Genomic DNA, 26,037 nt, shown 5'->3' with positions numbered 1-26,037 from the left:
AAAGACAAAATAACAACAATACTAATGTTCTATGAAGTCTATCTATGAAAAATCTATTTTTCAAACCAAAATGACGTCAAGGTAATTTCAAAAGATTTAGGATATGATATTAGATTTTCTGCAGCAAAAGAAATAAGCAAAAGTCTAATTAAAAACATGGGTAAAAGATATCAAGAAGTAACACAAATACAATTAGAAATACTTGACGAAAAAAAAGCTCAAAACGAAAAATGGGAAAGTTGAGACAATTCACCAGAAACAATGCAATGAGATCTCGAAAAAACACTAACAATCTGGATAAAATTGTTTGATAGAAATCTCATTGAATGGGAAGAATTAAAAAATTTTGAAACAATTAAACAAGACATAAAAAATTACATCGAATTCTGTAAAATAACCTGAAAAAAGCCAAGCCCAATTGGACAGAGATTCATAGACGAATATAATAAGATTAAGTAAAAGCCCTGCCAGGCATCATGCTTGGCAGGGTTTTTCAATAAGTGAGCAAATATTCTTGCAGATCGTCTAATTGTTGACGCTACCACCAACGATGTCAAGCAGTTCACTGGTAATCGCCTGTTGACGACTCTTGTTATACTGCAAGTTAAGCTGGCGTAGTAACTCATCAGCATTATCTGTAGCCGTCTGCATCGCCACCATACGGGCAGCATGCTCAGAAGCGACACTATCCAACAAGGCGGTATAAAGCATCAGATGCGCCATCTTCGGCAGGAGTTCCGTGAGCACGGTATCCATGTCTGGCTCTACGATGAAGTTATCATTCAGCGGAGCGACCTCACCTTCCTCGACGACCTTCTTGCGACGGTTCTTCTTCAGGTAGTCCTGAGCCTTCTTGGTGACAATGTTTGTCGTAAGGTCACGCTCATGGTCACGCTCCAACTCACTCTCCAAGTCTATAGGCAGGAAAGTCTTGGTGGTGAGGATCTGTGAGCCAGCGCTTTTGAAATGATGATAGATGAGTTCTACCTTGTCCACCTCGCCATCCGCAAAACGTCGTCCCAGGTCCATGGCAAGCTCTATACATTGCTGGACATTGGGATGATCAATCAGCTCAGCATAGTTGCCCATGACATTATATCCCAGTTTTTGTGCCTTCTCCGCCACCTTACGACCAATAGGATAAACATCAATATTCTCAAGACCTATCTCTTGAGCCAATGCATCAACGCCGTGCTGCATCAGCCTGATAATGTTAGCGTTAAAGCCACCACACAGAGAAGAGTTACTGGAGAATATCACCAAGGCCACACGCTTGACAGGACGCTCCTGGTCAAAGATAGTCTGTGCCTCTGCCTCAGCGGCAAGGAATGACTTCAGGATATGCTCCAGCATGGTCTCATAGGGCAGCATATTCTGTATGGCTACCTGTGCATGATGGAGTTTTGACGAAGCCACCATCTTCATGGCACTCGTAATCTTACGGGTGCTCTGAACACTGGCTATACGTCCTTTGATTTCCTTCAGACTGGGCATAGGCTATCAAACTTTATAGGTTCCGGCTATATCGGACATCACTTCCTCAATCTTTTGAGTTGTGGCATCATCAATCTTACCTGCGCCGAGGGTCTCAATGACCTCTGGAGCCGATGAGCGCAACTTGTCAAGGAATGCTGTCTGACACTCACGAACTTTGTCGATGGGTACCTCACGCATTAATCCATGTACACCACAATACAGGATGGCGACCTGCTCGCCAACGGGCATCGGGCTATACTGTGGCTGAATCAGCAACTGGTTGTTCTTACGACCACGGTCAAGGGTCATTGCCGTCACAGCATCCATATCACTGGAGAACTTGGAGAAAGCCTCCAACTCACGATACTGTGCCTGGTCAATTTTCAAGGTACCAGCCACCTTCTTCATAGACTTGATCTGTGCCGAACCACCCACACGACTCACGGAGATACCTACGTTGATGGCAGGACGGAAGCCCTGGTTGAAGAGGTCGCTCTCCAAGAATATCTGACCGTCGGTGATAGAGATCACATTGGTCGGGATATAAGCGGAAACGTCACCAGCCTGAGTCTCAATGATAGGTAAGGCAGTCAGAGAACCACCACCCTTCACATGTCCTTTCATACATTCCGGCAGGTCGTTCATCTGCTCAGCAACCTCCTGTTGCTCGTTCATCTTAGCGGCACGCTCCAACAGACGAGAGTGCAGATAGAACACATCACCAGGATATGCCTCACGTCCAGAAGGACGGCGCAGGATCAGTGACACCTCACGATAGGCAACAGCCTGTTTGGAGAGGTCATCATATACGACCAGCGCAGGAAGTCCGCGGTCACGGAAATACTCACCGATGGCAGCACCGGCAAAAGGTGCGTAATACTGCATGGCAGCAGGATCAGCAGCGGTAGCAGCCACCACAATGGTATATGGCATCGCACCATGCTCTTTCAGTGTCTGTACGAGAGTGGCAACAGTAGATGCTTTCTGACCGATAGCCACATAGATACAATAGACAGGTTTTCCTGCCTCATAGAAACTCTTCTGGTTGATAATGGTATCCACGGCAATAGCGGTCTTACCCGTCTGACGGTCACCAATGATCAACTCACGCTGTCCACGACCAATAGGAATCATGGAGTCGATGGCTTTAAGACCAGTCTGCAACGGCTCCTTTACAGGCTGACGGTAAATCACACCGGGAGCCTTACGGTCGAGGGGCATCTCGAAAGCGCCGGTAAGGTCGATATCACCCATGCCATCAACAGCCTGTCCCAATGGATTGATAACACGTCCGAGCATGTTGTCATTAACACGGATAGAGGCGATACGCTTCGTACGTTTCACCACTTGTCCCTCCTTGATACCTGCCGTCGGACCAAGGAGCACACAACCGACGTTATCTTCCTCCAGGTTCATCACGATAGCCATCGTGCCGTTCTCGAACTCCAGCAACTCATTGGCTTCAGCGTTACGAAGACCATAGATACGAGCCACGCCGTCGCTCACGGTGAGCACAGTGCCTACCTCGTCAAACTTCTCCTCACTGGAAATGCCATTCAGTTGGTCGAGCAATACCTGAGAAACTTCGCTTGGTTTAATTTTATCTGACATTGTTTTTTACTTTTTTAATGTGTTGAGAATGTTGTTGAGTCTGGTCTTGACACTGGCATCCATACGATAAGTGTCATATTCAAGGATGAAGCCACCGATAATATCAGGATTCACCTCAGTCTCAAACTCCACAGTTCCATTAGTCTTACTCTCCACCATCTGGCGCATCTTCTGCTCAGTCTGAGCAGACACACGCGCCGCTGTGGTGAGTTTTCCACGGATGACGTTCTTCTGCTTGCGATAAAGTGTGATGTAGGAATTCGCCATGAATTGTATCACGTTCTCGCGGTCTTCCTTCAGTACAAGTTGTATGAAACTCTTAGTCAGCGCGCTGGGCTTCTCACCAGCAGCAGTCTGCAACAGAGTCTGTTTCTTGTCCTTCGAAAGCATAGGATTGTCTATCGTCTGGCGCAACTGAGGCACCTCCAGATAACTCTTGGCAACAGTCATCATCTCCTGATAGACCGTATCCTCCAGTTTCTGGTCGGTAGCACTTTTCAGCAGTGCCCTTGCATATCTGACCGATATAACTCCGATATCCATAAGCAGACCCTTGGTTAATTAGCAGAAACGTCATCCAGCATACGGTCGATCAAATCCATCTGCGCCTTGTCGCTCTGAAGGTTCTGACGAAGGACCTTCTCAGCAATCTCGACGCTGAGCGTAGCTACTTGCTTACGGATATCAGCAATGGCAGCTTTCTTCTCCTGCTCAATGGCGGCTTTCGCGTCGTCCAACAAGCGAGCTCCCTCTGCCCTTGCCTTCTCCTGTGCTTTCTCTACGATGGCATCACGAGTCTCGGCAGCTTCCTTGAGGATTTGTGCCTGTTTCTCACGAGCCTCTTGTAAGATGGATTCACCTTCTTTCTGTATATTGGCAAGTTTCTCGTTCGCCTCATGAGCCTTCCTCAGCGAGTCATCAATGAAAGCCTTACGCTCTGCCACCATGTTCGTGATGACAGGGAAACCGAACTTCCAGAGGATGAACAGCACTACCAGGAACGTCAGCGACATCCAGAATAGCAAGCCAGTACTCGGAATCAATAAATCCATACGCTGAATTATTTACCTATTAACTTTTTACCTTTGCATTAGATGCAGAGGAATGCGATAACGGCTGCGAACAATGCAACACCCTCGATAAGAGCAGCGGCAACGATCATGTTCGTGAACAACTTGTTCATCACCTCCGGCTGGCGAGCCATGGCATCCATAGCCTGTCCACCAATCTTACCAATACCAAGACCTGCGCCAATAGCTGCGAGACCTGCGCCTACTGCGGCACCTAACTTTGCAACACCTTCTGCTGCTAATAATGCTGTAATCATAATTTTAAAGTTTTAAATTGTTATTGTTTATTATTCTTTAATTTTTAATCCTTACTTAATGTTCGTGTTCGGGCTCCACACGTGCCAATCCGATAAATACTGCGGAGAGCATGGTGAACACCATCGCCTGGATAAAGCATACCAGACACTCCAGACACATCATGAAGATGCTCATGATGACACTTAGTGCGGACATGGAGAGCTGGACGGCTATTGCCTGACTTGCCACCAAGAAGACAATACAGGTGATTGCCACTGCAATCGCATGACCTGCCATCATGTTGGCAAAAAGACGGATCATCAAGGCGAACGGCTTCGTGAAGATACCTACAAACTCTATGACAGGAATGATGGGGATAGGAGCTTTCAGCCAAGTGGGAACCTCTGGCCAGAAGATATCCTTCCAATAATGCTTGTTACCAGAGAACTGCACGATGATAAAGGTGCAGAGGGCGAGGAAGAATGTCACGGCGATATTGCCCGTCACATTACCAGAGCCCGGTGGGAATGGTATCAAGCCCATCACATTACAGGTGAAGATGAAGAAGAAACAGGTAAGCAGGTAAGGTGTGTATTTCTCATAACCCTTACCGACACCTGGTTTGATAATCTCATCCACCACATACATCACCATCATCTCGACAAAACCGACAAAGCCACCAGGGGCAGCGTCTGACGCCTTGCGTTTCTTGTACCAGCGGGCGCTGAGCAAGATACAGCAAAGCAAGAGCACCACATTGATGAACATCACGGCAACAGTCTTGGTGATAGAGAGATCGAGAACAGGTTCGCCGTTCTCAACAATCTTACCCGCATGGTCTCCTTCTGTGGCGATGGCAAGTCCGTAAGGACCCTGACGAAGTCCTGCCGCATCAGGATGATGCTCAAACTGGGAAGAACAGAACACGTGCCAGCCTGTGGAACTGTTGACGATGATCGGAAGTGGGATGACCAACGACTTCCCATCGCCATAGTCTGTCACATGCCAGTCGTGAGAGTCCTTGATATGCTCAAGCACCACCTCTTTAGCTGAGAACTCCGCCGCTTTCATTGCCGGTGCCATCATGATGGCGAGCAATACCATGCAAAGCAGTCGTTTCGTGTGATTCATTATTTTCATTTAATGTCTTAATTTCAGTGTAACTACCATCATCACTATATACATTATTATATATATGATAGCGAAACGAATGGTGTCTTCTCTATTCTCGGTGAAGAATACGTAAAGTGCTGCGACAGTACCGACGAGCAACATACGTATCGTTGCCATTATCAGATAGAAACGGGGTAAATGCTCTGGTGAGTGATGTCTGACGATGTCATAACCTTTCACGTAGGCAAAACCCAGTAGGAAGAAAAAGATCGCAGAGAGAACAACCTCAAGTATCATTATGATTTCTCGACACAAAGAGAGACATTGTTCTTCTGTACCTCAACAAATCCTCCTAATATCGGCAACTGGTGTCCATCATACTCCACGACCCCTTTCTGGAGAGTGGAGATGATAGGAGCGTGATTGCTCAGTATCTCAAACTGACCTTGTGTGCCGGGAACGACAACACGCTCAACGTCACCGGTGAACTCTATCTTCTCGGGCGAAACTATCTTCAACTTTAACATAGGCATTATCCTTTAGCGGCTTCCAACAGTTTCTTTGCCTTCGCCTTTGCGTCCTCAATGGTTCCGACGTTCAGGAAAGCCTGCTCTGGCAGATCGTCAACCTCACCATCTAGAATAGCATTGAAGCCTTTGATGGTCTCTTCGATGGGGACCATGACACCTGGCAGACCCGTGAACTGTTCTGCGACAGAGAACGGCTGACTCAGGAAACGCTGTACACGACGTGCACGGTTTACCGTCAGTTTGTCCTCATCAGAGAGCTCGTCCATACCCAGGATAGCAATGATATCCTGCAATTCCTTATAACGCTGCAGGATCTCTTTCACACGCTGGGCACACTCATAGTGGTCTTTACCGACAACTAACGGGTCGAGAATACGAGAGGTGGAACCCAGTGGGTCTACAGCAGGATAGATACCCAGCTCGGCGATCTTACGGTCAAGCACCGTGGTAGCATCCAAGTGAGTGAATGTCGTGGCAGGTGCAGGGTCGGTCAAGTCGTCCGCAGGGACATAAACAGCCTGTACGGATGTGATAGAACCCTTCTTGGTGGAAGTGATACGTTCCTGCATCGTTCCCATCTCAGAAGCCAGCGTCGGCTGATAACCTACGGCTGACGGCATACGTCCTAACAGAGCAGACACCTCAGAACCAGCCTGTGTGAAACGGAAGATGTTGTCAATAAAGAACAGGATATCGGCTGCACCGCCATCCTTTCCACCACCGTCACGGAAGCCCTCTGCAACCGTAAGACCAGAGAGGGCCACAGAGGCACGGGCACCGGGAGGCTCGTTCATCTGACCATAGACCAGTGTTGCCTGCGACTTCTTCATCTCTTCCGGGTCAACTAAGGAAAGGTCCCATTTACCTTGTGCCATCGCCTCCTTGAACTTCTCGCCATAACGGATAACGCCAGACTCGATCATCTCACGGATCAGGTCATTACCCTCACGGGTACGCTCTCCTACTCCAGCGAATACAGAGAAACCGTTGTGTCCCTTGGCGATGTTGTTAATGAGCTCCATGATCAGCACAGTCTTACCTACACCGGCACCACCGAACAAGCCGATCTTACCACCTTTCAGATAAGGCTCCAACAAGTCGATCACCTTGATACCTGTGGAAAGCACCTCCTTCGTTGTCGACAGCTCCTCAAACTTAGGAGCTTCACGATGGATAGGATAAGCACCCTCCATGTTAAGCTGTTTCATACCGTCGATAGGCTGACCGATCACATTCAGCATTCGACCCTTAATTTGTTCACCTGAAGGCATCAGTATAGGTGACCCCATAGGCTTTGCCTCCAATCCACGCTGCAGTCCATCGGTATTATCCATAGCAACACAACGCACGGTGTCCTCACCGATGTGCTGCTGAACTTCTACCACCAGCTGCGAACCGTCTGGACGCTGAATGGTCAGCGCCTCATGAATTTTAGGGAGCACTTTCTCGGCATCTTGTCCTTCTGTATTGAAGAACACATCAATCACAGGACCGATGATCTGGGAAATGCGTCCATTAATTTTAGACATAAGCAGTTTGAATATTTAAAGTTGTTGTTTTTATAGTTATAGATGCAAAGTTAGCAAATTATTTCAAATAAAAAAAACATTTTCGAATAAAAGTTCGGAAATGTTTTATTTTTATCGTGTTTTTGGACATTAATCCTATTATATCAGATTAATTTCCAGCCACAGGACAGCAAGTCCCACTAACCAACCCACCGCGACCTTCGGAGTCAGATTCTTGAGATACCATCCTAAACGGACATGTTCCATCTTCATCAAGGCGACACCGCTGGTAGAACCTACACTAAGAAGGCATCCTCCTGCAGCGGTACAATAAGCGATCATTTTCCAATATGCACCATTCTGGGCCATATCTCCAGCTTCAGCAATCGGATAAAGCATGATATTGCTGACAGAGACAGTAAAGGTGTCAATAAGGGAACTGAGGATTCCCGAGCATAATCCTATCAGCCAAATATTGTGGATATTCTCATCAAACCATGATGCGATATCGCCAAAAACACCTGTCTCAGCGACGACACCCATACCCATCATGATACCCATCACAAAGAGCATCTGCTGGATAGCACCATATTGAATGGCACGGGGGATGCGGCGCTGAGCCATCTGGTCCGCATTCATCAACTTATGATTAAAAGCCTCATTAACAACCCACAGAACGCTCAACACACACAGCGCACCAAGGAACGGAGCCAGTTTAGTGATATTATGGAATGTGGGGATGAACCATAATCCTCCTATACCTACCACCAACATCACGAAGCGCTGCCAGCGGTTCAAGCGTGTATCGTCTCCACGATAGGGTGACGTGCTCCATTCGCAATCCAGTCGGTCCGGCAGCTGGAAGTTAATGAGGACCGTTGGGATAACCCATGCCAACAAGGACGGCAAGGCAAGATAGGCAGAGAAATGAGTTGCTGTCACAGCCCCGTCACCCCACAGGATAAGTCCAGTGGGATCACCTATCACGGTAAAGCATCCACCACAATTTGCGGCAAGCACTATTGCCGAGCCCACCAACATACGCTGTCGACCGCTCTGCACGATATTGTGCATGATCACCAACATCATCATGGTGGTTGTGAGGTTGTCCAGATTTGCTGATATAATATAGGTGGCGATAGTAATCGTCCATAACAAGCGCTTAGAGTTACGGGTACGTATCCATTCTGTAATAAAATCGAAGCATCCGTTATTATTCAACAGCTCAATAATAGACATCGTGGCAAGCAGGAACATGACGATAGCCGCAGCCTTACCCACATATTTCAAAAAAATATTGTCGTAGATAAAATATTTCACCAAATCGCTATCAGGCTGAGCCCCTGCCAGATAATCCAGGTATTCACCAGGATGCTGTTGCATAACGAAATCCGTGCCATAGCACACGTAGAACACCCACCCCGCTGTACCAAGGAACATGGCAATAGCAGCTTTATTGACTCCTGTCAGGTGACCAGTGGCAATAAGCAGGTATGAGACAATCAGTAATAATACGATAATCAGTGTCATGAGACAACTTGTTTTGGTTTTCGACTACAAAGATACTGTTTTTTTAGGAATTGACAACGTTTTAGTAAAGGTTTTTTCAATCCCTGTCATCAAGAACCCGGAATTTGAGCCTCCTGCGTCGGACTTCCTCCAGCTTTACCTCAACGGTCATCGCTTCTACCTGATTGTAATGGCATTGCCCGATCCTCTTGCCGATAGGATCAATCACGCAACTAGCTCCCACATAATGAGAATACTCATCATCACCTACCCGGTTGACACCTACAAGATAAGCTTGATTCTCTATGGCTCTGGCTCGAGTCAGTATCTGCCATGCGGACTGTCTGGACTGAGGCCAGTTCGCCACAACGACGATCAGGTCATATTCCCGTCCGTCGGAATAACGGCTCCAACAAGGGAATCGAAGGTCGTAGCAGGTGAGTAACAAGATACGGAACCCCTCATACTCCACAATAGTATGCGACTGTCCTGGTGTGTAATAACAGTTCTCTCCGCCATAGGTGAAGAGATGATGTTTGTCATAAAAGACTTCATGACCGTTCCTCCCGTCTATAAAATAATGTCTGTTCCTGTAGGAGCCGTCACGCAGATGAACGGCAAGGCTTCCGCAGATGGCACATCGTCTCTCTGCAGCCATCTGACGCATCCATAACAACGCCTCATTAGCATCCTCCTCATGCGCCATGTTCTCCGGTTTTGTCGCAAAGCCCGTACTCCACATCTCCGGAAGGACAAACAAATCAGTATCCTTACAAGTATGGATGATTTTCTCTACTTGAGAAATGTTTTCCGCAGGTTCCCCCCACTTAATATCTGTTTGTAACAGTGTAATATGCATCGTTTCATTCATTTTTGCCATTGTGTGATTTACAGTTTGCAAAAATAACAAAAAACAATCGAAAAATAAAAGTTTTGGAACTTTATGTGACTTTTAGATTTGTTTTATTTGCACATTTCACAAAAATTATCTATTTTTGCACTCGTGATTGAATTAGCACGACATTTGGAAGTGCTCCTTCTGAGCAACGACTGTGTGACAGTACCCGATTTTGGAGGTTTTGTCGCACACTATGTCCCTGCCCGTATTGACGAGGCAGGCCAGACCTTCCTACCTCCCACACGGACAGTCGGGTTCAATCCACAATTGAAAATGAACGACTCCCTGTTGGTACAGTCTTATGTGGAGGCTAATGATATCAGTTATCCAGAGGCTCTCCGCAGAATCGAACAGGAAGTCGACAATATCAAAAAACAAATCATGTATAATGGCTCTTACCAATTGGAAAACATTGGTATGCTAACCATTAACGATGAGGGAAGTTATTGCTTTGAGCCCTGTGAGTCTGGCTTGCTGACCCCCACCTTATATGGTCTCAGCTCTTTTGATTTCAGACCACTAAAATCAACCCATATAACACCTGCCCCACCTATCGAGGCAAATGTGGAATTGTCTGATGAGAAGACGACGGACGACTCCTCTCAAGATATTTCTTTGATAGAGTTGGTGGATAACTCAGAAGAAGAAGAAGAGGATCATGCCATTCACATTAAGATGTCCTGGATTCGCAATTCTATTGCCGTCGCTGCCGCCATCATATTGTTCTTCATGATGACGACCCCTGTGGTCAACAGTAATTTAGGCTCACAGACGATGAGTTCCCTCAAAACAAATTTGTTCACGAAGATTATTCCCAAAGACACGAATATGGCTCCTGCCACTCCCATCCTTCCTTCTGAGCCATCGGCAACCGTCAAGGAAGAGGCGAAGATGACGGCCAAGCAGGATTCCTGCGTCAAGGAAGCACCACCAGCAGAGCCCGTTTATCATATCGTCTTAGCCAGCCAGGTGAAGCGTAGCAATGCTGAGTTGTTCGCTGAGACAATGCGTTCGAAAGGTTTCAAGGACACGGATTTATATATATATAATAATGTGATACGTGTGGTGTATGGACATTTCAAGTCTGAAGCCGATGCTTACTCAGCGTTGCATAAGCTACGTGAACATGAAGAATTCGAGGAGGCATGGGTATATAAAAGAAAAACTGAAGGATGAAGCGCGTAAGATGCCCAAAATGTGACACTTATATAACATTCGACGAGACGAAATACGAACCTGGTCAGTCTTTGGTTTTCCAATGTAATGAATGTGGCAAACAGTTTGGTATACGAATAGGTGTATCCAAATTGAGAGAGACACAGAATAAAGAAAATGAGCTGGCAAATAATCAGTTCTCGAACTTGGAAACAGAATGTGGCAGTATCGTTGTCATAGAGAATGTCTTTCATTATAAGCAAGAGCTAGCCCTACGTATGGGTGATAATGTCATTGGCAAATACCAGAAAGGTAATCCCGTCAACACACCCTTTGAGACCGTTGACCCCAGTGTGGACCTCAATCACTGTACGATTAATGTGAGTCGTGACAAACATGGGGAGTTATGCTATACTCTTTCCGACAACAACAGCAACACAGGTACCTTTGTTGACAACATTGAGTTAAAGCCACGTGAGCGTCGACGCATTGAGAATGGCACCTTGTTTACAATAGGCGCTACCAGCATCATCCTTCGTACGAATCCATCCGAATAGGAGTCACATGACAAAAATGACATCAAAATAGGGACGTAAATTTTGATGTCTAACAAATTATTCGTACCTTTGCACTCTATTATGGAAGAAACAATTACAATGTATATGGATAATAAGAACAGAGCGTTCTCTATGATTGCCGATGTGGAAGGTGATTATAGCGATCTTAACCAAGTCGAAATTCCAGACTCGCTCCCCATACTCGCAGTGCGGAACATCGTGCTTTTCCCTGGTGTTGTCACTCCTGTCCTCATAGGAAGAGACTCCAGCATGAAAATAGTACGTTTGGCAGAAAAGAACGACATGCTGATTGGTATTTTCTGTCAACGTGACCCGGAGACAGAACAGCCTATCCGCGCGGATCTCTATGATATGGGCGTCTATGCGAAAGTTCTTAAGCTGCTGACATTACCAAATGGTAACATCACTGCCATTATTCAAGGACTTGGACGTATAAAACTGTTAGAGCTACAGAAATACAAGCCCTACCTGGTGGGACATGTGGAGATGGCTCCGGAGATAGAGCCCGACCGTCATGACACAGAGTTCAACACTGCCATTGAGGATTTGCGTAATCAGACCACAGAGTATATCAAATTGAGTGATGATATCCCAGAGGAGGCGTCATTTGCGATAAAAAATGTGACCAATAACATCCTGACACTCAATTTCATCTGCTCTAACCTGCCTTTCTCCGTCAAAGAGAAGATCAGACTGTTGATGATGTCCTCTATCAAGGAACGTCTTTTCAACACCATGAAGATCGTTAACCGTGAGATTGAGTTACAGACATTAAAACTCGATATCCGCAACAAGACACGTGACGACATCGATGAGCAACAGCGTAACTATTTCTTACAGCAGCAGATTAAGAACCTGCAGGCAGAGATGGGGAATGAGAGTTCTCCAGAGAAGAAAGAGCTGTTGGAGAAGGCAAAGAACAAAAAGTGGAGTGAGGAGGTTGAGCGTATCTTCTACCGGGAAGTGGACAAACTCGACCAACTGAATCCTCAGAGTCCTGACTTTAACATTCAACTGACCTACTTGCAGACACTGGTGTCACTGCCTTGGAACGAATGCACAGAGGATGACCTTCGCCTAGACCGTGCACAGAAGATACTGGACCGTGACCATTATGGCATGGAAAAAGTAAAGGAACGTATCCTTGAGTATATCGCTGTCCTTTCTTTGCGTGGTGACTTGAAATCTCCCATCCTTTGTCTCTATGGTCCTCCGGGTGTCGGTAAGACAAGTCTGGGCAAGTCTATCGCAGATGCTTTGAATCGCAAATATGTACGTGTGTCCTTGGGTGGTCTGCATGATGAGGCTGAGATCCGCGGACACCGTCGTACCTATATCGGAGCGATGCCCGGACGTATCATCAAGAATATCCAGAAAGCCGGTTCCAGCAATCCCGTCTTCATTCTCGACGAGATAGATAAGGTGACACAGATGACACATAATGGAGACCCTGCCTCTGCCATGCTGGAGGTGTTGGACCCTGAGCAGAACAATGCGTTTCATGATAACTATCTCGATGTTGACTATGACTTGTCGAAAGTGTTGTTTATCGCTACTGCAAACAATCTCGGAACCATTCCCAAACCCCTACTCGACCGTATGGAGATTATTGAGGTCAGCGGCTATATCACCGAGGAGAAATATGAGATTGCCAAGCGTCACCTGATTCCCAAAGAGAAGGAGAATACTGGTTTAACGGACAAAGGTCTGACATTCACCAAGGCTGCCATTGAGAAGATTATCGAGCAATATACCCGTGAAAGTGGTGTCCGTCAGTTGGAGAAACAAATCAACAAGGCGCTTCGTAAGATGGCGTTCCAAAAAGCGAAAGACGGGAACTTGCCTTTCCTGAAGATTACCCCTACGGAGTTAGAGGGTTTATTAGGCAAGCCACCTTTCTATCGTGATATCTATCAGGGAAATAATTACGCAGGTGTTGTCACCGGACTCGCCTGGACCAGCGTTGGGGGTGAGATACTCTTCATTGAGACATCATTGTCAAAGGGCAAAGGTTCCAAACTCACGCTGACAGGAAATTTAGGAGATGTCATGAAGGAGAGTGCCATCCTTGCCTTGGAGTATGTAAAGGCACATGCCGACAAGCTGAAGATTGACTATCGTATTTTCGATAACTGGAACATCCATATCCACGTTCCCGAGGGTGCCACTCCCAAAGACGGTCCTTCTGCTGGTATTACCATCGCCACTTCTATCGCCTCCGCGCTTACCCAGCGGAAGGTTCGCAAGAATACCGCGATGACTGGTGAGATCACACTTCGTGGAAAAGTTCTTCCTGTTGGTGGCATCAAAGAGAAGATACTGGCGGCGAAACGCGCCGGTATAACGGATATCGTGATGTGCCGTGACAACCAGAAGGACATAGAAGAGATTCCTGAGATCTACCTCAAAGGTGTTAATTTCCACTATGTGGAGAATGTGCAGGACGTATGGGATTTTGCCCTGACAGACACCATTGTGGACAATCCCCTCAAGTTTGAGATAGAAGAGGAGAAGAAGGAAAAATGACTTTTGAACTGCAACATACCGATTCTGCGAGTGAGGCACGTACAGGTCTCATCACTACTGACCATGGGCAGATCAAGACCCCCATCTTCATGCCCGTAGGTACTGTCGGTAGTGTTAAAGGGGTTCATTTCTCTGAGCTCCGGGAGCAGGTGAAGGCACAGATCATACTTGGGAACACCTATCATCTCTACCTCCGTCCAGGGTTGAGTATCCTGCGGAAAGCCGGTGGACTACATCAGTTTAACACATGGGACCGTCCTATCCTTACAGACTCGGGGGGCTTTCAGGTCTTCTCTCTGACGGGTATTCGCAAACTGCGAGAGGAGGGCTGTGAGTTCCGGAGTCATATTGACGGGTCGAAACATATCTTTACTCCCGAGAATGTGATGGACACTGAGCGTATCATCGGTGCGGATATCATGATGGCACTGGATGAGTGTCCTCCCGGACAAAGTGACTATCAGTATGCCAAGAACTCATTAGGACTGACACAACGCTGGCTGGACCGTTGCATCAAACGGTTTAACGAGACGGAACCGTTATATGGCTATCAGCAGAGTCTCTTCCCTATCGTACAGGGATGTACCTATAAAGACTTACGTCAGGAAGCTGCGAAGTATGTCGCAGACAAGGGTGCCGACGGCAATGCCATTGGCGGTCTTGCCGTCGGTGAGCCTACGGAGGTGATGTATGAGATGATAGAGGTCGTCAATGAGATATTACCCAAAGACAAACCTCGTTACCTGATGGGAGTCGGTACTCCGCAAAACATCCTTGAGGCCATCGAGCGTGGCGTGGATATGTTCGACTGTGTGATGCCGACCCGCAATGGTCGTAACGCCATGTTATTCACCTACCAGGGAACCATGAACATGCGCAATCAGAAATGGGAGGATGATTTCTCTCCTATCGACCCTGACGGTTGCGATATCGACCGCATCCACTCAAAAGCGTATCTGCACCATTTGTTTAAGGCACAGGAACTCCTTGCCATGCAAATAGCCTCTATTCATAACCTTGCATTCTATCTGCGACTGGTGACTGATGCCCGCCAGCATATAGAACAAGGTGATTTCGTATCATGGAAGCGCTCGGTAATTGATGATTTAGGACGCAGAATATAAAATGAAAGAGAAATGGAATAATATCATACGGAGACTGAGGTTGTTGTGGAAACAATTACCATGGGACCGCCTTGAGCCTTTGAAGAAATACAATCCATTCCAGTATATCAAGCGAATGGACTGGTATATCATCAAGAAGTTCATAGGTACCTATATCTACTCCATTATCCTGATTATCTCCATTTCCATTGTGTTTGACGTCAACGAGAACCTGGCGAAATTCACGACTTATCACGCTCCTTTGCGTGCTATCGTGTTTGACTATTACATGAATTTCGTACCTTATTTCGCCAACCTGTTCTCACCTCTTTTTGTTTTTATCGCGGTCATCTTCTTTACTTCCAAGCTGGCTGGTAACTCTGAGATCATCGCCATGCTAGCTTGTGGCATGAGTTTCAAGAGACTGTTACGCCCGTATTTGTTCTCGGCGGCACTGATCGCCGTTCTGAACTATTACCTGGGAGCTTATGTGATTCCTAAAGGGACAGTCGTCAGACACGACTTTGAGTCTCTGTATAAGAATAACACCAAGAACACGACCGCTACCAATATCCAGTTAATGGTCGACCGCGGTACTGTCGCTTATATCTCTCAATATGACGACATCCGCAAAACGGGTTATGGCTTCTCGCTCTATAAGTTTGACAAGAAGAAACTGGTGAGCCATATGACCTCCAGTATTATCCAGTATGACACCATCAGTGACTCCCGTTATCACTGGAAAGCACGTAACTACAAGATCCGTGAGATGAAGGGTATGCGTGAGAAGATAACAAGTGGGTCGGAGATAGACACACTCATCCAGATGGAGCCAATGGACCTGATCTTCTCTAAAGGACAGCAAGAGACTTTTACCTCACCAGAGTTGAAGCGGTATATCTCCAAACAACAGGAACGCGGATCGAGTAATGTCGTGCAGTATGAAGTGGAATACCACAAACGAATAGCCACCTCTTTTGCCTCATTCATCCTTACGATCATTGGAGTATCACTCTCTTCCCGGAAGAGGAAAGGCGGTATGGGTATGTACTTAGGTATAGGTCTCGCCCTCTCTTTTTCCTATATTCTCTTACAGACAATCAGTGCGACCTTTGCCATCAATGCTGATACGCCACCGATGCTTGCCGCATGGGTCCCGAACATACTATATGCCATCATCGCCTATTTCTGTTACAGACAAGCACCGAACTAAATGAAATTTGAAGAAACATATCTGAATGACAATATCCTTGACGCACTCTATGACATGCGCTTTGAGGAGATGACTCCTGTTCAGGAGAAATGTATTCCTGAGATCCTGGATGGACATGACTTAATCGGGGTGGCACAAACGGGTACAGGAAAAACGGCAGCTTATCTGTTGCCGATCATCAGCATGCTGGACGATGGCGGATTCCCTAAAGACGCTATCAACTGTATCATCATGGCACCTACCCGTGAGCTGGCACAACAGATCGACCAGGCAATGCAAGGCTTCGGTTATTACCTGGAAGGTGTCTCTAGCGTAGCTGTCTATGGAGGAAATGACGGCAGTCGTTTTGACCAGGAGATGCGTGGACTGAAGATGGGGGCTGATGTGATTATCGCTACCCCTGGGCGATTGCTCTCCCATATCCGCATGGGACATGTTGACCTCTCCCGCCTCTCCTTTTTCGTTCTTGACGAGGCAGACCGCATGCTGGACATGGGATTCTCTGATGATATCCTTCAAATTGCCAAGCTGTTACCGAAAGATCACCAGACGATCATGTTCTCGGCAACGATGCCAGAGAAGATACAGCAGCTCGCGCGTACCTTATTATATAATCCTAAGGAGGTAAAGATCGCCGTCAGCAAACCTGCGGAGAAAATACAACAATCAGCATACCTGTGTTATGAGCCACAGAAACTGCACATCATCCGTTACCTGTTTAAGACAGGGGAACTTCAACGGGTCATTATCTTCTCTGGGAAGAAGGATAAGGTTAAGGAAATCACCCGTGAACTACAACGGATGCATATCAACTGTGCGGCGATGCACAGCGATCTCTCCCAACAGGAACGTGACGAGGTCATGTACCGTTTCAAGGCAGGAATGGTGGATGTCTTAGTAGCGACAGATATTGTGGCACGCGGCATTGACATCGATGATATCCTGATGGTCATCAACTATGACGTACCTCGTGATGCCGAGGATTATGTGCATCGTATCGGACGCACGGCACGGGCACAGCGTGACGGTGTCGCCATCACCTTTGTCTCGGATAATGACATGCGCTATTTCTCCGATATAGAACGCTTCTTGGAGAAGGATATCCTCAAGAACCCATTACCAGAAGGTCTTGGAGAGGCTCCCGAATACAAGCCCATGGCACCTCGTAAGACAACACGAGGACGTGGTGGCAGACATCAAGGTGGTAAGGGTTCTGGCAACAAGAAGCATGGAGGTAACCGTCGTCAAGGGAGGAAAGGAAAGAAAGAGAAGAAAGAGAAAAAACAAGAATAACAATCGTTTGCACACTCTTTTTACGAATTTTCCTTAAAATAATTTGAATTGTGTGGGTACACAAGCAATTTGTCGAAAAATAATGGGTAAAAAGTTTTGTCAGTATTAAAAAATGTTGTACTTTTGCAGCAGTTATCCTGAAAACAATCTTTTTACCTTAAAAGGACTAATACCTATTGAAGATATGAAGCGATTGCCTGTGAGGGTCATCGCTTTGTTTTTTCTACCTTTTTTCTTGGTGGATTCAGATATTTTTAGTAATTTTGCAGCCGATTTAGTCCGTGGTGGCTCAGTTAAGTCGTGGCACAATGCCATGCGCCATGCGGAAAAACCCGTTTAAACAATAACAAAACAATGTACGCAATTGTAGAAATTAACGGTCAGCAGTTCAAGGCAGAGCAAGGAAAGAAGCTCTTCGTTAACCACATGAAGGATGTGGAAGCCGGTAAGACTGTTGAGTTCGACAAGGTACTGCTTGTCGACAATGATGGTTCAGTACAGGTAGGTGCGCCCACCGTAAGTGGTGCAAAAGTTGTGTGTGAGGTTATCAACCCTCTCGTTAAGGGTGAGAAAGTGATCGTTTTCAAGATGAAGCGTCGTAAGGACTCTCGCAAGAAGAACGGACATCGCCAGCAGTACACACAGGTAGAAGTTAAATCAGTAATTGCTTAAAACGTAGGAGGAACAAGAAATGGCACATAAAAAAGGTGTAGGTAGTTCTAAGAACGGCCGCGAGTCAGCTTCACAGCGACTTGGCATTAAGATTTTCGGTGGCCAGAAGGTTGTTGCAGGCAACATTATTGTTCGCCAGCGTGGCTCTAAGCACAACCCCGGTAACAATGTTGGTATAGGTAAGGATGACACTCTCTTTGCACTCGTTGACGGAACCGTTCAGTTCCACAAGGGAAAGCGTGATAAGAGTGTTGTTTCAGTAATCCCTGAGGCATAACACCGACGAGAACAAAATTTTTACTCCAAACAAACACAGAATCCCAAATCTCTCACGAGGTTTGGGATTTCTGCTTTTATAGGACGTTATGCGTCACTCGTTCTGATCTTACTCGTAATGGGTGTCGAGGTAAGTGACATGGGTCACGAGGTATTCCTCAATACCATGCTTTCCGTCAGCGCCGCCGATACCACTCTTCTTCACGCCGGCGTGGAAGCCCTGCATCGCCTCGAAGTGCTCACGGTTGATATACGTCTCACCGAACTCCAGCTCACGAGCCACACGGGTGGCGGTATCAATATCCTTGGTGAAGACACTGGATGCGAGACCATATTCGCAGTCGTTAGCCCACTGGATAGCCTGGTCGATGCCGTCGAACTCCACCAACGGGATGACGGGACCGAAGGTCTCCTCGTGGATGATGTCCATATCCTGGGTACAGTTGTCAAGGACAGTGGCAGCATAGAAGTAGCCCTTGTCCCCCACCCGATGACCGCCGCAAAGCAGTCGGGCACCCTGTTTGATGGCACGTTCCACCTTCTCGGTGACGCTCTCGAGGGCACGAGCCTCTACCAATGGTCCCATGTCTACGGTGTGATCCTTGCAGACATCACCCACCTTGACAGCCTCCATCTTCTTGACGAGGATATCAGTGAACTCCTTCTTGATGGCTTTGTCGACATATACACGCTCAGCGTTGTTACAGATCTGTCCATTGTTACCGATACGGGAGTCTACAATCCACTGGGCAGCCTTCTCCAAGTCAGCATCCTTACAGACAATAGCAGGAGCCTTGCCACCCAGCTCAAGACTGACCTTCGTGATATTCTTGGAAGCGGCAGCCATGATACTCTCACCAGCACCCACCGATCCCGTCACACTGACAATGTCAATCTTAGGAGAGCCAGCCATCTCGTTACCAATGACACTACCCTTGCCTGTCACGATATTAATGACACCCTTCGGCAGTCCGACCTTATCGACGACCTCACCGAAAACCGTACAGTTCTCCGGAGTCAACTGAGAGGGTTTGATGACGATGGTACAACCGGCGATCAGGGCAGCACCCGCCTTGCGGGCAATCAGGAAGAATGGGAAGTTCCATGGGAGGATACCGGCAACGACACCTATGGGTTTCTTGGTGAGGAAGATCGTCTCGTTAGGACGGTCTGAGGGAATGATCTCCCCCTCGATATGACGGGCGAAGGATGCCATATAGTCAAAGTACTCTGCCGTCACGTCAACCTCGATGGTAGCCCATGTGATGGTCTTTCCCTGTTCACGCATGATAATGTCAATGAACTCCTCACGACGCTCACGGATGCCGTTGGCTAGTTTCTTAAGCCAGGCGGCACGCTCGATGGCTGGAGTCTTTGCCCACCCTTTCTGGGCAGCACGCGCCGCATCCAGTGCACGGTTCACATCCTCGATAGTACCGTTAGGCTGACGGGAGATGACTTCCTCTGTTGAGGGGTTTAACACGTCGATCCACTGGTCGTTACTGCTTTGGCAGAACTGACCGTCAATGTACATTCTTAAGTCTTTCATCATTGTGTAGTTTTAGTGATTATTAGTAGATGTTTTACTTTGGCTCTATCTTCCTCTTTATATTTTACAAAGATACACCTTTTCCCTATAAAACCAATTCATATTGCCCTTAAAAAATATTAACGACCTCCTTTCTTCCATTCTTTGTAAACTCTCAAAAGAAAAAAAACAAGATATTATTTGGTACTTTGCTCTTTTACTTGTGAACATCATTTTATTTATTTAGATAGGAAAGTGTTAAAGTCGAAAAAATCTTGGGAAAACATTTGGAACATACTGGAATTTCTTCTATCTTTGCATCCGCAAATATGAAAGGAAAGGAAATATAACCTAAATTTTAATAACTGTCAGATACAGCACATGGTGTAGCACTGTGTGTGGATATTTGTGCGCTCTTTGAGCTTGAAGCTCGAAAAACGCAACACTCGGAAGAGTTCAAACAAGTTTGACTCTTCGCTCGCTTAAAGCGTTCTTTGAAATCGCGGACTATTCTCTCATGCGCTCCCTTGAGGGGGAGTGACTACGATATACCTATTCATGAACATTAATTGATTAATTTAACTATGAGTGACAAAACACAAGAGTCTATGATGGAGGATGATGAGTTCAGTTTGTTATTGAAAGAGTTCGTGGACAGTGCATTGGATGATGACAATGACAATCAGGAAACGACCTCTTTTTTAAATGATGAGGAGGAAGACGACGAGGAGAAAGATGAGGACGAGGAGATAAACCTCGAAGACTTTCCAGAGGGCTCGGTGGAGTTCAACGAGAAAAACACGGTGAAGGTGGAAATCCTGAAACCTCTCAGGAATCCTAGGAAGAAACTGGATCAACTGGTGGGATGTAAGAATATCAAACAGCAGATTAGCGATTTGCTGCTGTTCACGACTTATAATCGCTGTATGGCAATGGGAAACCCTGGATGGAAGGAGCATAACGTATCACTGCATGCCATCTTCTTCGGAAAACCGGGAACGGGAAAGACGACCGTCTGTAAGATCTATGGCTCGTTATTGAGAGAGGTAGGGGTACTCAGCAAAGGTCATGTGGTGATATGCACCCGTAGCACATTCCTCGGAACAAACTGGGGCGACGAGGAGAAAGCGGTGCGACAGGTACTGGAGATGGCTGAGGGTGGCGTACTGATGATCGATGAGGCTTATCTGCTGAACTCTCCCCATCCGAACGATCCTGGCAAAATGGTCATCCAGTTGTTGATGGAGATACTCGCTAACGAGTACCATCGTGACATCGCCATCGTCCTCTGTGGCTACAAGGAGCCGATGCAACAACTGCTCGACCTTAACGCTGGACTCGCCTCACGGTTTCCTAACCGTTTTGAGTTTGCCGACTTCACCGTCGACGAGCTGATGGAGATAACCCTTCGCAGGATGGACGAGTATAAATATCACTTCACTCGTGCTGCAAAGGCGAAATACAAGGCGTTGCTGACTGAGGCTTATGCCGGACATGACGCTAACACATGGGGCAATGCCCGCTTCGTGGCGAATCTCTTGGAGCATATCTACTTGGCACATGCAAAACGCTGTGTGAACTATGCCTTTGCGGAGGATGCTCCGACCATCAAGAAATGCTTCACGATCACACCTGCTGACGTACAGCCGATAGACGTTCCGAAACCAAAACCACATGTGGGTTTCTAATCTAACACAGCAACAGATCAGAGGACACTCTGATCTGTTGCTGCTCTTTGGATTATACCGTAGCTAATTTTCCCATTAAACGAGACAGGTACCAGTCCCTGATGTTCCTCATAGGAGATATTGGACCCCCCATAGGAGATATTGGAATAATTACTGCGCAGTGAAGTCGCTGGCGGCATAAATAGTGACCATGGTCTTGTGGTCGAGTTTTATGCTCGGGTTCAGCGTGAATTTATAGTTGCGGGTCTGACCGTCCGTCGTCCTGCCCACGAAGGTTACGATATACTGGTAGTGAGTATCGTAGGCTCCCAGTATCTTCTCGCCGCCGTTGGGTACGGTGTACTCAAATTCACTTGCCTCTTTGCCGTCGGTTGTGATGACCTTGATGTTCGATATGGTTATGCCGTCGGGCATGTTATTAACTATCTTCAGCCGTCCAGCCGTGGTATTCACAATCTTTGGCATCTTTTTGATGGACCTTTTCGACTTCGTCATTACAGTTTCGTTCAGGTCAGCTTTTGTTGTGACAAAGCTCTGAATCCCATATTCTCCCATCAGCCATGTGCAGAGAGTGTAGGGCTCACGGTCTTCGTTGTCCTTTCCATTTTTATCATACCACATCCATGATGTTTGGATGTCCATTGTGCCGCGGGCAGCCTGGTTGTTGTTGAGGTTGAAACCGTACTCCTCGCTCCACTTGAACTCTGGCAGGTTGTTGAACTGCAGGCGCCAGCGTGCCCAGTTGCCGTTGTTTTTCTCGTTCACAACGTCCACGTCTTTTATCTGACGTGTCTCGGAGTGGCTCCACTCCCAGCCCTCGCTGAAACCGAATTCTAAACTTCCACTCCCATTTTCCTTTTTTTTCGTGCCGCCAATGCTTTGGCTCAACTTCAGACTGAAGGAGTTCTTGTTCTCTACAGTGGTCGTGCCGTTCGTCGTTAATGGCGATGGCGTCGCACCTGCCGGGAATATGATGTGGTCGCTGGTATCTTCCATCCAGCTTTCATCGTCAACCGAAAAATTTGAAATGAGGTGCGACTCGACAATGAAGTTCTTGCAGTAGGCTCCGCACCAGCGCACAAGAGTGCCTCCATGCCTGTTCCAGCCTTTGCCCTTCCACATTTTGTCACTGGCAACGCTGGCATTCATCTTCACACCGTAGTAGTCGCCCGCTCCTGGCTCGCCCTCGTAAACGTGTACCGTGTAGATGTCGTAGGTGGCGGTCAGCGTGAAAATGCCATTGAAAACATCAGGATCCGACCCGGCAGCCAATTGCCTGAACGTGCAATTGGCTGAGGTTTTCCACGTTTCTTGAATGTGATTGTGCGAGGCAAATTGCTCCATGTCGGGTAAACCGCTGTCGCTATCGGTTTTGTCGTTCTTATTGGCACGTTTGGTATAGTCTGACAGCATGCCAGATATCATCACATAGTTGTTCTGAGCACGGTTCATGTTCTCCTCTACGGGATCGCCCACCTCGTCGCTCTCGGGTGTGTAGATGAAGTAGTGGCTTTCATCACCATTGAAACCGTAAATGAAGACAGAGTTGTCGATGTATTCACTCTCGATGTCAAACCACTCGTGGCTCATGGCGTAAGCATCAAACTCATCCTTGACGGGATTGACCACACAAACGAGTTTCTGATCAGGATCTTCCGTGAGCACTTTTCTCAATACATCTTCGCTGATATCGGTCAGTTTGTTCAACACATACACGTCGGCTGTTTCTACATTGTTCATAGCACTTAATTCCGGGTTGGTCCCCCAAACGAATGCCTGTTTCAAGTCGGCATCTACGTCCTGTGCCACGAATAAACCCGCCATTGGTGCCAGCATTTCGGGGTCGAATTGGTTCACACTTCCGGGGTCAATCTCAGTTATCATTATGGAGCAGTCCTCCTTGTCTGTACACGATGCCAGGCCCAGAATCACCGGCAGGATGAGCATCCAAAGCTCGAAGATCGTCTTTCTCATAGTCGTAATATTTATGTATTTGTAATGTTTCAACGGCAAATATACTAAAAATTCCGCAAAATACCACATCATTACCCTACTCTTTTTTATATTAAAAGATTGAACTGGGAAGAGGGGGCTTTAGACTTTAGAGGTACTCATCAAAATTTGGGGTCAGGGGGCAGGGTGAAGGGTTCAGGATTCATGGTTCATGGTTAAGGTGATTAGCAAATAAAGGCTTTAATTAACTTGAATGAGGGCTTTAATCGGGTCGAATAAAGCCCTTAATCGGTATGAAAGTGGGCTTTAGTCGGTATGAAAATGGGCTTCAGTCGGTAACTGATTTCATAGAAGTTTTAAGAATTTCGCAAAAACTACTCCCCTTCTCCCTTTTTCTTCTGAAACACCGATATACAGGGCGTTTCAAGACGGGAATAGTTGCTCCAACTACTCCCGTACTAGTCCCTTTTCGCTTGGACTACCCCTTGCTTTTTTGAAGTAAACGCAGAGACGAGGGAGGAGCAGATGATGAGAGACGGGAGTAGTATGGGAGATGTTCAGCCAACTACTCCCGTGCCTTGCGCCCTTTATTTATCGGGCTTTGAGCCACATGACGGGAGAAGGGGAGTAGTTTTTTTCGAATTGTCCTTATATGGAAGAATCTCCTATGAAAGTAAATTCAGTGTGTTTACTCAGTAAATTCAGTGAATTTACTCACCAAATTCAGTGAATTTACTGAGATAGGAGATATCGGAATAAAAAGCATCTAACAGGGGTGTTTTACGAAGGCGGCACCTCCTGCCTGCGAAGGTGCCGCTTCCTTAGGTCGAAGGCGGCACCTTCAAGGGTCGAAGGTGCCGCCTTCATAGGGTCATGGCAGTATCTATATCCTTATTTCACCTCTTTTTCAATAATAGACTTTCCAGAGCCCCATGCTGTACCGACTTTCTCACCCACCACACGGTATTCACCTTTGGAGGAGTCGAAGATAACAGGCTGAAGCTTGCCGAGGTCGATATTACCCTCTGCGTCGAGGATGCTCTCGTCGGCACTCATGTTGACGATCTCACCAACCACACGGGCACCACCCTTGTCGTCTTCCTCAAAAGTAACCACCTTGCACTCCAGTGTCAGCTTATACTCGTTGATGATGGGGGCATCCACATTAGGACTCGGTGTGATGGTGAACCCAGCCTTTGCCACCTTGTCAGGAACGTCGTTACCAGAAACGATGCCGAAATAGTCACTCTGCACGATATCGTCCTTCGAGGCGAAGCTGATGGTGAAAGCCTTCTTCAGACGGATATTGTCCGTCGTCTTGTGTTTAGAGAGCACGAAAGTGATATGTTTGGGACCGCACTGACCACCCCATGCAGCCATCATCACATCAGGATTCTTGTTCTCATCCCATGTGGCAATCATGATGGCAGGTAATGGTGTGATGACAGCCTTGTCACTGAAGTTCTTACGACCTTCCACTTGTTTTACCTCGACTTTCTCCTGGACAGGGTTCTCATTAACGGCTGTCTCACTCTTCTGCTCCTTATTACCACAGGCAGTGAGCAGTGCACCTGTCAGCACAAGGGCTGATATCCTCATTAAATGTCTCATATCAACTATATTATTTTAGTTTGTTGTTTGTATTTCTGTTTACGCCTATGATAATAGACAAGAAGGATGACACCTATCAACAAGGGGACACAGGCACAGAGGGCAAAGACAAAGAAGAAGGCTCCTGCAATGTTGAAGCCGATGGCTCCACGACGTTGATACACAGGCTCAGCATATAGTGACAAGCTATCGCTCAACTCCGTGACCAATGCCGTATCACCAGCTTCCTCCGCCTTGTCAATCATCGCTTGGATACGCTGATACTCTTGCTGTAAATGAGTGGAGTCGGCGTTATATACTTCCATCGCCTTCTCATATTCTTCCTGCGATGCCGCATATTCCGCACGAAGCTCATCCATGTGTTTCTCACCCTCAAAGATCATAGCGATACATAAGGCGATAAAGAGTATGCTGCCTATCGTCAACAGCCATCCTAAGAAAGACAAGCATCCACTAGGTTTCTTTACTGGTCGGAGCATCTCATCCATA

At 46.9% G+C, this 26,037-nt stretch carries 25 protein-coding genes; 10 read left to right on the top strand and 15 right to left on the bottom strand.

What is annotated here, in order from left to right; translation table 11 throughout:
• Nucleotides 1-525: 525 nt before the first annotated feature.
• The 11 genes from BM257_RS11605 to BM257_RS11555 form a co-directional block, all read right to left on the bottom strand.
• On the bottom strand, nt 526-1,494 hold the full coding sequence (locus BM257_RS11605; protein WP_092072754.1) for a F0F1 ATP synthase subunit gamma: 969 nt from the start codon (nt 1,492-1,494) through the stop codon (nt 526-528).
• Between the two features lie 6 nt (nt 1,495-1,500).
• Nucleotides 1,501-3,087 carry a F0F1 ATP synthase subunit alpha gene (atpA, locus tag BM257_RS11600; protein ID WP_092072751.1) on the bottom strand — a complete coding sequence of 529 codons (1,587 nt, stop codon included), beginning with the start codon at nt 3,085-3,087 and terminating at the stop codon, nt 1,501-1,503.
• 6 nt (nt 3,088-3,093) lie between these two features.
• Nucleotides 3,094-3,630, bottom strand: a complete 537-nt coding sequence (locus BM257_RS11595; RefSeq protein WP_092072748.1) for a F0F1 ATP synthase subunit delta — start codon at nt 3,628-3,630, stop codon at nt 3,094-3,096.
• A 14-nt stretch (nt 3,631-3,644) separates the two neighbouring features.
• Nucleotides 3,645-4,139: a F0F1 ATP synthase subunit B gene (gene atpF / locus BM257_RS11590; RefSeq protein WP_092072745.1), complete on the bottom strand. Its 495-nt coding sequence runs from the start codon at nt 4,137-4,139 to the stop codon at nt 3,645-3,647.
• 38 nt (nt 4,140-4,177) lie between these two features.
• The gene (gene atpE / locus BM257_RS11585; RefSeq protein WP_092072742.1) at nt 4,178-4,414 is read right to left on the bottom strand and encodes an ATP synthase F0 subunit C; all 237 of its coding nucleotides are present in this window, start codon (nt 4,412-4,414) and stop codon (nt 4,178-4,180) included.
• Between the two features lie 55 nt (nt 4,415-4,469).
• Nucleotides 4,470-5,525, bottom strand: coding sequence for a F0F1 ATP synthase subunit A (gene atpB, locus BM257_RS11580; protein ID WP_092072739.1), 1,056 nt, complete (start codon nt 5,523-5,525; stop codon nt 4,470-4,472).
• A 9-nt stretch (nt 5,526-5,534) separates the two neighbouring features.
• Entirely contained in the window at nt 5,535-5,804 is a 270-nt protein-coding gene (locus tag BM257_RS11575; protein WP_092072736.1) for a hypothetical protein, read from the bottom strand.
• The gene (gene atpC, locus BM257_RS11570; RefSeq protein ID WP_092072990.1) at nt 5,804-6,034 is read right to left on the bottom strand and encodes an ATP synthase F1 subunit epsilon; all 231 of its coding nucleotides are present in this window, start codon (nt 6,032-6,034) and stop codon (nt 5,804-5,806) included. Before atpC ends, BM257_RS11575 begins: the two co-directional genes overlap by 1 nt.
• Nucleotides 6,035-6,039: 5 nt before the next feature.
• On the bottom strand, nt 6,040-7,566 hold the full coding sequence (gene atpD / locus BM257_RS11565) for a F0F1 ATP synthase subunit beta (RefSeq protein ID WP_092072733.1): 1,527 nt from the start codon (nt 7,564-7,566) through the stop codon (nt 6,040-6,042).
• Between the two features lie 138 nt (nt 7,567-7,704).
• Entirely contained in the window at nt 7,705-9,075 is a 1,371-nt protein-coding gene (nhaD, locus tag BM257_RS11560; RefSeq protein WP_092072730.1) for a sodium:proton antiporter NhaD, read from the bottom strand.
• 76 nt (nt 9,076-9,151) lie between these two features.
• Nucleotides 9,152-9,934, bottom strand: a complete 783-nt coding sequence (locus BM257_RS11555) for a nitrilase-related carbon-nitrogen hydrolase (protein WP_369821324.1) — start codon at nt 9,932-9,934, stop codon at nt 9,152-9,154.
• Nucleotides 9,935-10,057: 123 nt separating this feature from the next.
• On the opposite strand from BM257_RS11555, the gene BM257_RS11550 reads away from it, so the two are divergent.
• The 9 genes from BM257_RS11550 (at nt 10,058) to rpmA (ending at nt 18,769) form a co-directional block, all read left to right on the top strand.
• Nucleotides 10,058-11,128, top strand: coding sequence for an HU domain-containing protein (locus BM257_RS11550; RefSeq protein ID WP_143096842.1), 1,071 nt, complete (start codon nt 10,058-10,060; stop codon nt 11,126-11,128).
• Complete coding sequence (locus BM257_RS11545) at nt 11,125-11,664, top strand: FHA domain-containing protein (protein WP_092072724.1); 540 nt, start codon at nt 11,125-11,127, stop codon at nt 11,662-11,664. The genes BM257_RS11550 and BM257_RS11545 overlap by 4 nt, the downstream gene beginning before the upstream one ends.
• A 105-nt stretch (nt 11,665-11,769) precedes the next feature.
• Nucleotides 11,770-14,211, top strand: coding sequence for an endopeptidase La (gene lon / locus BM257_RS11540; protein WP_092072984.1), 2,442 nt, complete (start codon nt 11,770-11,772; stop codon nt 14,209-14,211).
• Nucleotides 14,208-15,335 carry a tRNA guanosine(34) transglycosylase Tgt gene (tgt, locus tag BM257_RS11535; RefSeq protein ID WP_092072721.1) on the top strand — a complete coding sequence of 376 codons (1,128 nt, stop codon included), beginning with the start codon at nt 14,208-14,210 and terminating at the stop codon, nt 15,333-15,335. The genes lon and tgt overlap by 4 nt, the downstream gene beginning before the upstream one ends.
• A 1-nt stretch (nt 15,336) precedes the next feature.
• Nucleotides 15,337-16,527 (top strand): LptF/LptG family permease, encoded by a 1,191-nt coding sequence (locus tag BM257_RS11530; RefSeq protein WP_092072717.1) that lies wholly within the window; start codon nt 15,337-15,339, stop codon nt 16,525-16,527.
• Nucleotides 16,528-17,820, top strand: a complete 1,293-nt coding sequence (locus tag BM257_RS11525; protein ID WP_092072714.1) for a DEAD/DEAH box helicase — start codon at nt 16,528-16,530, stop codon at nt 17,818-17,820.
• A gap of 184 nt (nt 17,821-18,004) precedes the next feature.
• Nucleotides 18,005-18,160 (top strand): hypothetical protein, encoded by a 156-nt coding sequence (locus BM257_RS14910; protein WP_177216102.1) that lies wholly within the window; start codon nt 18,005-18,007, stop codon nt 18,158-18,160.
• 14 nt (nt 18,161-18,174) lie between these two features.
• Nucleotides 18,175-18,492 (top strand): 50S ribosomal protein L21, encoded by a 318-nt coding sequence (gene rplU, locus BM257_RS11515; protein ID WP_092072707.1) that lies wholly within the window; start codon nt 18,175-18,177, stop codon nt 18,490-18,492.
• A gap of 19 nt (nt 18,493-18,511) precedes the next feature.
• On the top strand, nt 18,512-18,769 hold the full coding sequence (gene rpmA / locus BM257_RS11510) for a 50S ribosomal protein L27 (protein ID WP_092072705.1): 258 nt from the start codon (nt 18,512-18,514) through the stop codon (nt 18,767-18,769).
• Between the two features lie 108 nt (nt 18,770-18,877).
• Here rpmA and aldA read toward each other — a convergent pair whose 3' ends face one another.
• Nucleotides 18,878-20,317: an aldehyde dehydrogenase gene (gene aldA / locus BM257_RS11505; protein ID WP_092072981.1), complete on the bottom strand. Its 1,440-nt coding sequence runs from the start codon at nt 20,315-20,317 to the stop codon at nt 18,878-18,880.
• Nucleotides 20,318-20,880: 563 nt separating this feature from the next.
• On the opposite strand from aldA, the gene BM257_RS11500 reads away from it, so the two are divergent.
• Nucleotides 20,881-21,984 carry an AAA family ATPase gene (locus BM257_RS11500; protein WP_092072702.1) on the top strand — a complete coding sequence of 368 codons (1,104 nt, stop codon included), beginning with the start codon at nt 20,881-20,883 and terminating at the stop codon, nt 21,982-21,984.
• 150 nt (nt 21,985-22,134) lie between these two features.
• On the opposite strand, the gene BM257_RS11495 is transcribed toward BM257_RS11500, so the two are convergent.
• From BM257_RS11495 to BM257_RS11485, 3 genes are all read right to left on the bottom strand, one after another.
• On the bottom strand, nt 22,135-23,958 hold the full coding sequence (locus BM257_RS11495) for a hypothetical protein (RefSeq protein ID WP_092072699.1): 1,824 nt from the start codon (nt 23,956-23,958) through the stop codon (nt 22,135-22,137).
• A gap of 870 nt (nt 23,959-24,828) precedes the next feature.
• Nucleotides 24,829-25,548 carry a flavin reductase family protein gene (locus tag BM257_RS11490; RefSeq protein ID WP_255405823.1) on the bottom strand — a complete coding sequence of 240 codons (720 nt, stop codon included), beginning with the start codon at nt 25,546-25,548 and terminating at the stop codon, nt 24,829-24,831.
• A gap of 5 nt (nt 25,549-25,553) precedes the next feature.
• The gene (locus tag BM257_RS11485) at nt 25,554-26,036 is read right to left on the bottom strand and encodes a hypothetical protein (RefSeq protein ID WP_092072693.1); all 483 of its coding nucleotides are present in this window, start codon (nt 26,034-26,036) and stop codon (nt 25,554-25,556) included.
• Nucleotide 26,037 lies beyond the last annotated feature (1 nt).

Origin of the sequence: Prevotella sp. tf2-5, from assembly GCF_900115435.1 — a bacterium.
Classification (GTDB): Bacteria; Bacteroidota; Bacteroidia; order Bacteroidales; family Bacteroidaceae; genus Prevotella.
Note: the sequence above shows the minus strand (reverse complement) of the source record. Positions and strands in the feature narration are given on the sequence as shown.

Excerpts from the sequence above, each read along its gene's own strand:
- BM257_RS14910 (WP_177216102.1), top strand. The coding sequence starts at position 18,005 with ATGAAGCGATTGCCTGTGAGGGTCATCGCTTTGTTTTTTCTACCTTTT.
- atpF (WP_092072745.1), bottom strand. The coding sequence starts at position 4,139 with ATGGATTTATTGATTCCGAGTACTGGCTTGCTATTCTGGATGTCGCTG.
- lon (WP_092072984.1), top strand. The coding sequence starts at position 11,770 with ATGGATAATAAGAACAGAGCGTTCTCTATGATTGCCGATGTGGAAGGT.
- atpB (WP_092072739.1), bottom strand. The coding sequence starts at position 5,525 with ATGAATCACACGAAACGACTGCTTTGCATGGTATTGCTCGCCATCATG.
- BM257_RS11605 (WP_092072754.1), bottom strand. The coding sequence starts at position 1,494 with ATGCCCAGTCTGAAGGAAATCAAAGGACGTATAGCCAGTGTTCAGAGC.
- aldA (WP_092072981.1), bottom strand. The coding sequence starts at position 20,317 with ATGAAAGACTTAAGAATGTACATTGACGGTCAGTTCTGCCAAAGCAGT.
- atpA (WP_092072751.1), bottom strand. The coding sequence starts at position 3,087 with ATGTCAGATAAAATTAAACCAAGCGAAGTTTCTCAGGTATTGCTCGAC.
- BM257_RS11495 (WP_092072699.1), bottom strand. The coding sequence starts at position 23,958 with ATGAGAAAGACGATCTTCGAGCTTTGGATGCTCATCCTGCCGGTGATT.
- BM257_RS11530 (WP_092072717.1), top strand. The coding sequence starts at position 15,337 with ATGAAAGAGAAATGGAATAATATCATACGGAGACTGAGGTTGTTGTGG.
- rpmA (WP_092072705.1), top strand. The coding sequence starts at position 18,512 with ATGGCACATAAAAAAGGTGTAGGTAGTTCTAAGAACGGCCGCGAGTCA.
- BM257_RS11545 (WP_092072724.1), top strand. The coding sequence starts at position 11,125 with ATGAAGCGCGTAAGATGCCCAAAATGTGACACTTATATAACATTCGAC.
- BM257_RS11490 (WP_255405823.1), bottom strand. The coding sequence starts at position 25,548 with ATGAGACATTTAATGAGGATATCAGCCCTTGTGCTGACAGGTGCACTG.
- BM257_RS11500 (WP_092072702.1), top strand. The coding sequence starts at position 20,881 with ATGAGTGACAAAACACAAGAGTCTATGATGGAGGATGATGAGTTCAGT.
- atpE (WP_092072742.1), bottom strand. The coding sequence starts at position 4,414 with ATGATTACAGCATTATTAGCAGCAGAAGGTGTTGCAAAGTTAGGTGCC.
- atpC (WP_092072990.1), bottom strand. The coding sequence starts at position 6,034 with ATGTTAAAGTTGAAGATAGTTTCGCCCGAGAAGATAGAGTTCACCGGT.
- tgt (WP_092072721.1), top strand. The coding sequence starts at position 14,208 with ATGACTTTTGAACTGCAACATACCGATTCTGCGAGTGAGGCACGTACA.
- rplU (WP_092072707.1), top strand. The coding sequence starts at position 18,175 with ATGTACGCAATTGTAGAAATTAACGGTCAGCAGTTCAAGGCAGAGCAA.
- nhaD (WP_092072730.1), bottom strand. The coding sequence starts at position 9,075 with ATGACACTGATTATCGTATTATTACTGATTGTCTCATACCTGCTTATT.
- BM257_RS11575 (WP_092072736.1), bottom strand. The coding sequence starts at position 5,804 with ATGATACTTGAGGTTGTTCTCTCTGCGATCTTTTTCTTCCTACTGGGT.
- BM257_RS11525 (WP_092072714.1), top strand. The coding sequence starts at position 16,528 with ATGAAATTTGAAGAAACATATCTGAATGACAATATCCTTGACGCACTC.
- atpD (WP_092072733.1), bottom strand. The coding sequence starts at position 7,566 with ATGTCTAAAATTAATGGACGCATTTCCCAGATCATCGGTCCTGTGATT.
- BM257_RS11485 (WP_092072693.1), bottom strand. The coding sequence starts at position 26,036 with ATGGATGAGATGCTCCGACCAGTAAAGAAACCTAGTGGATGCTTGTCT.
- BM257_RS11555 (WP_369821324.1), bottom strand. The coding sequence starts at position 9,934 with ATGGCAAAAATGAATGAAACGATGCATATTACACTGTTACAAACAGAT.
- BM257_RS11595 (WP_092072748.1), bottom strand. The coding sequence starts at position 3,630 with ATGGATATCGGAGTTATATCGGTCAGATATGCAAGGGCACTGCTGAAA.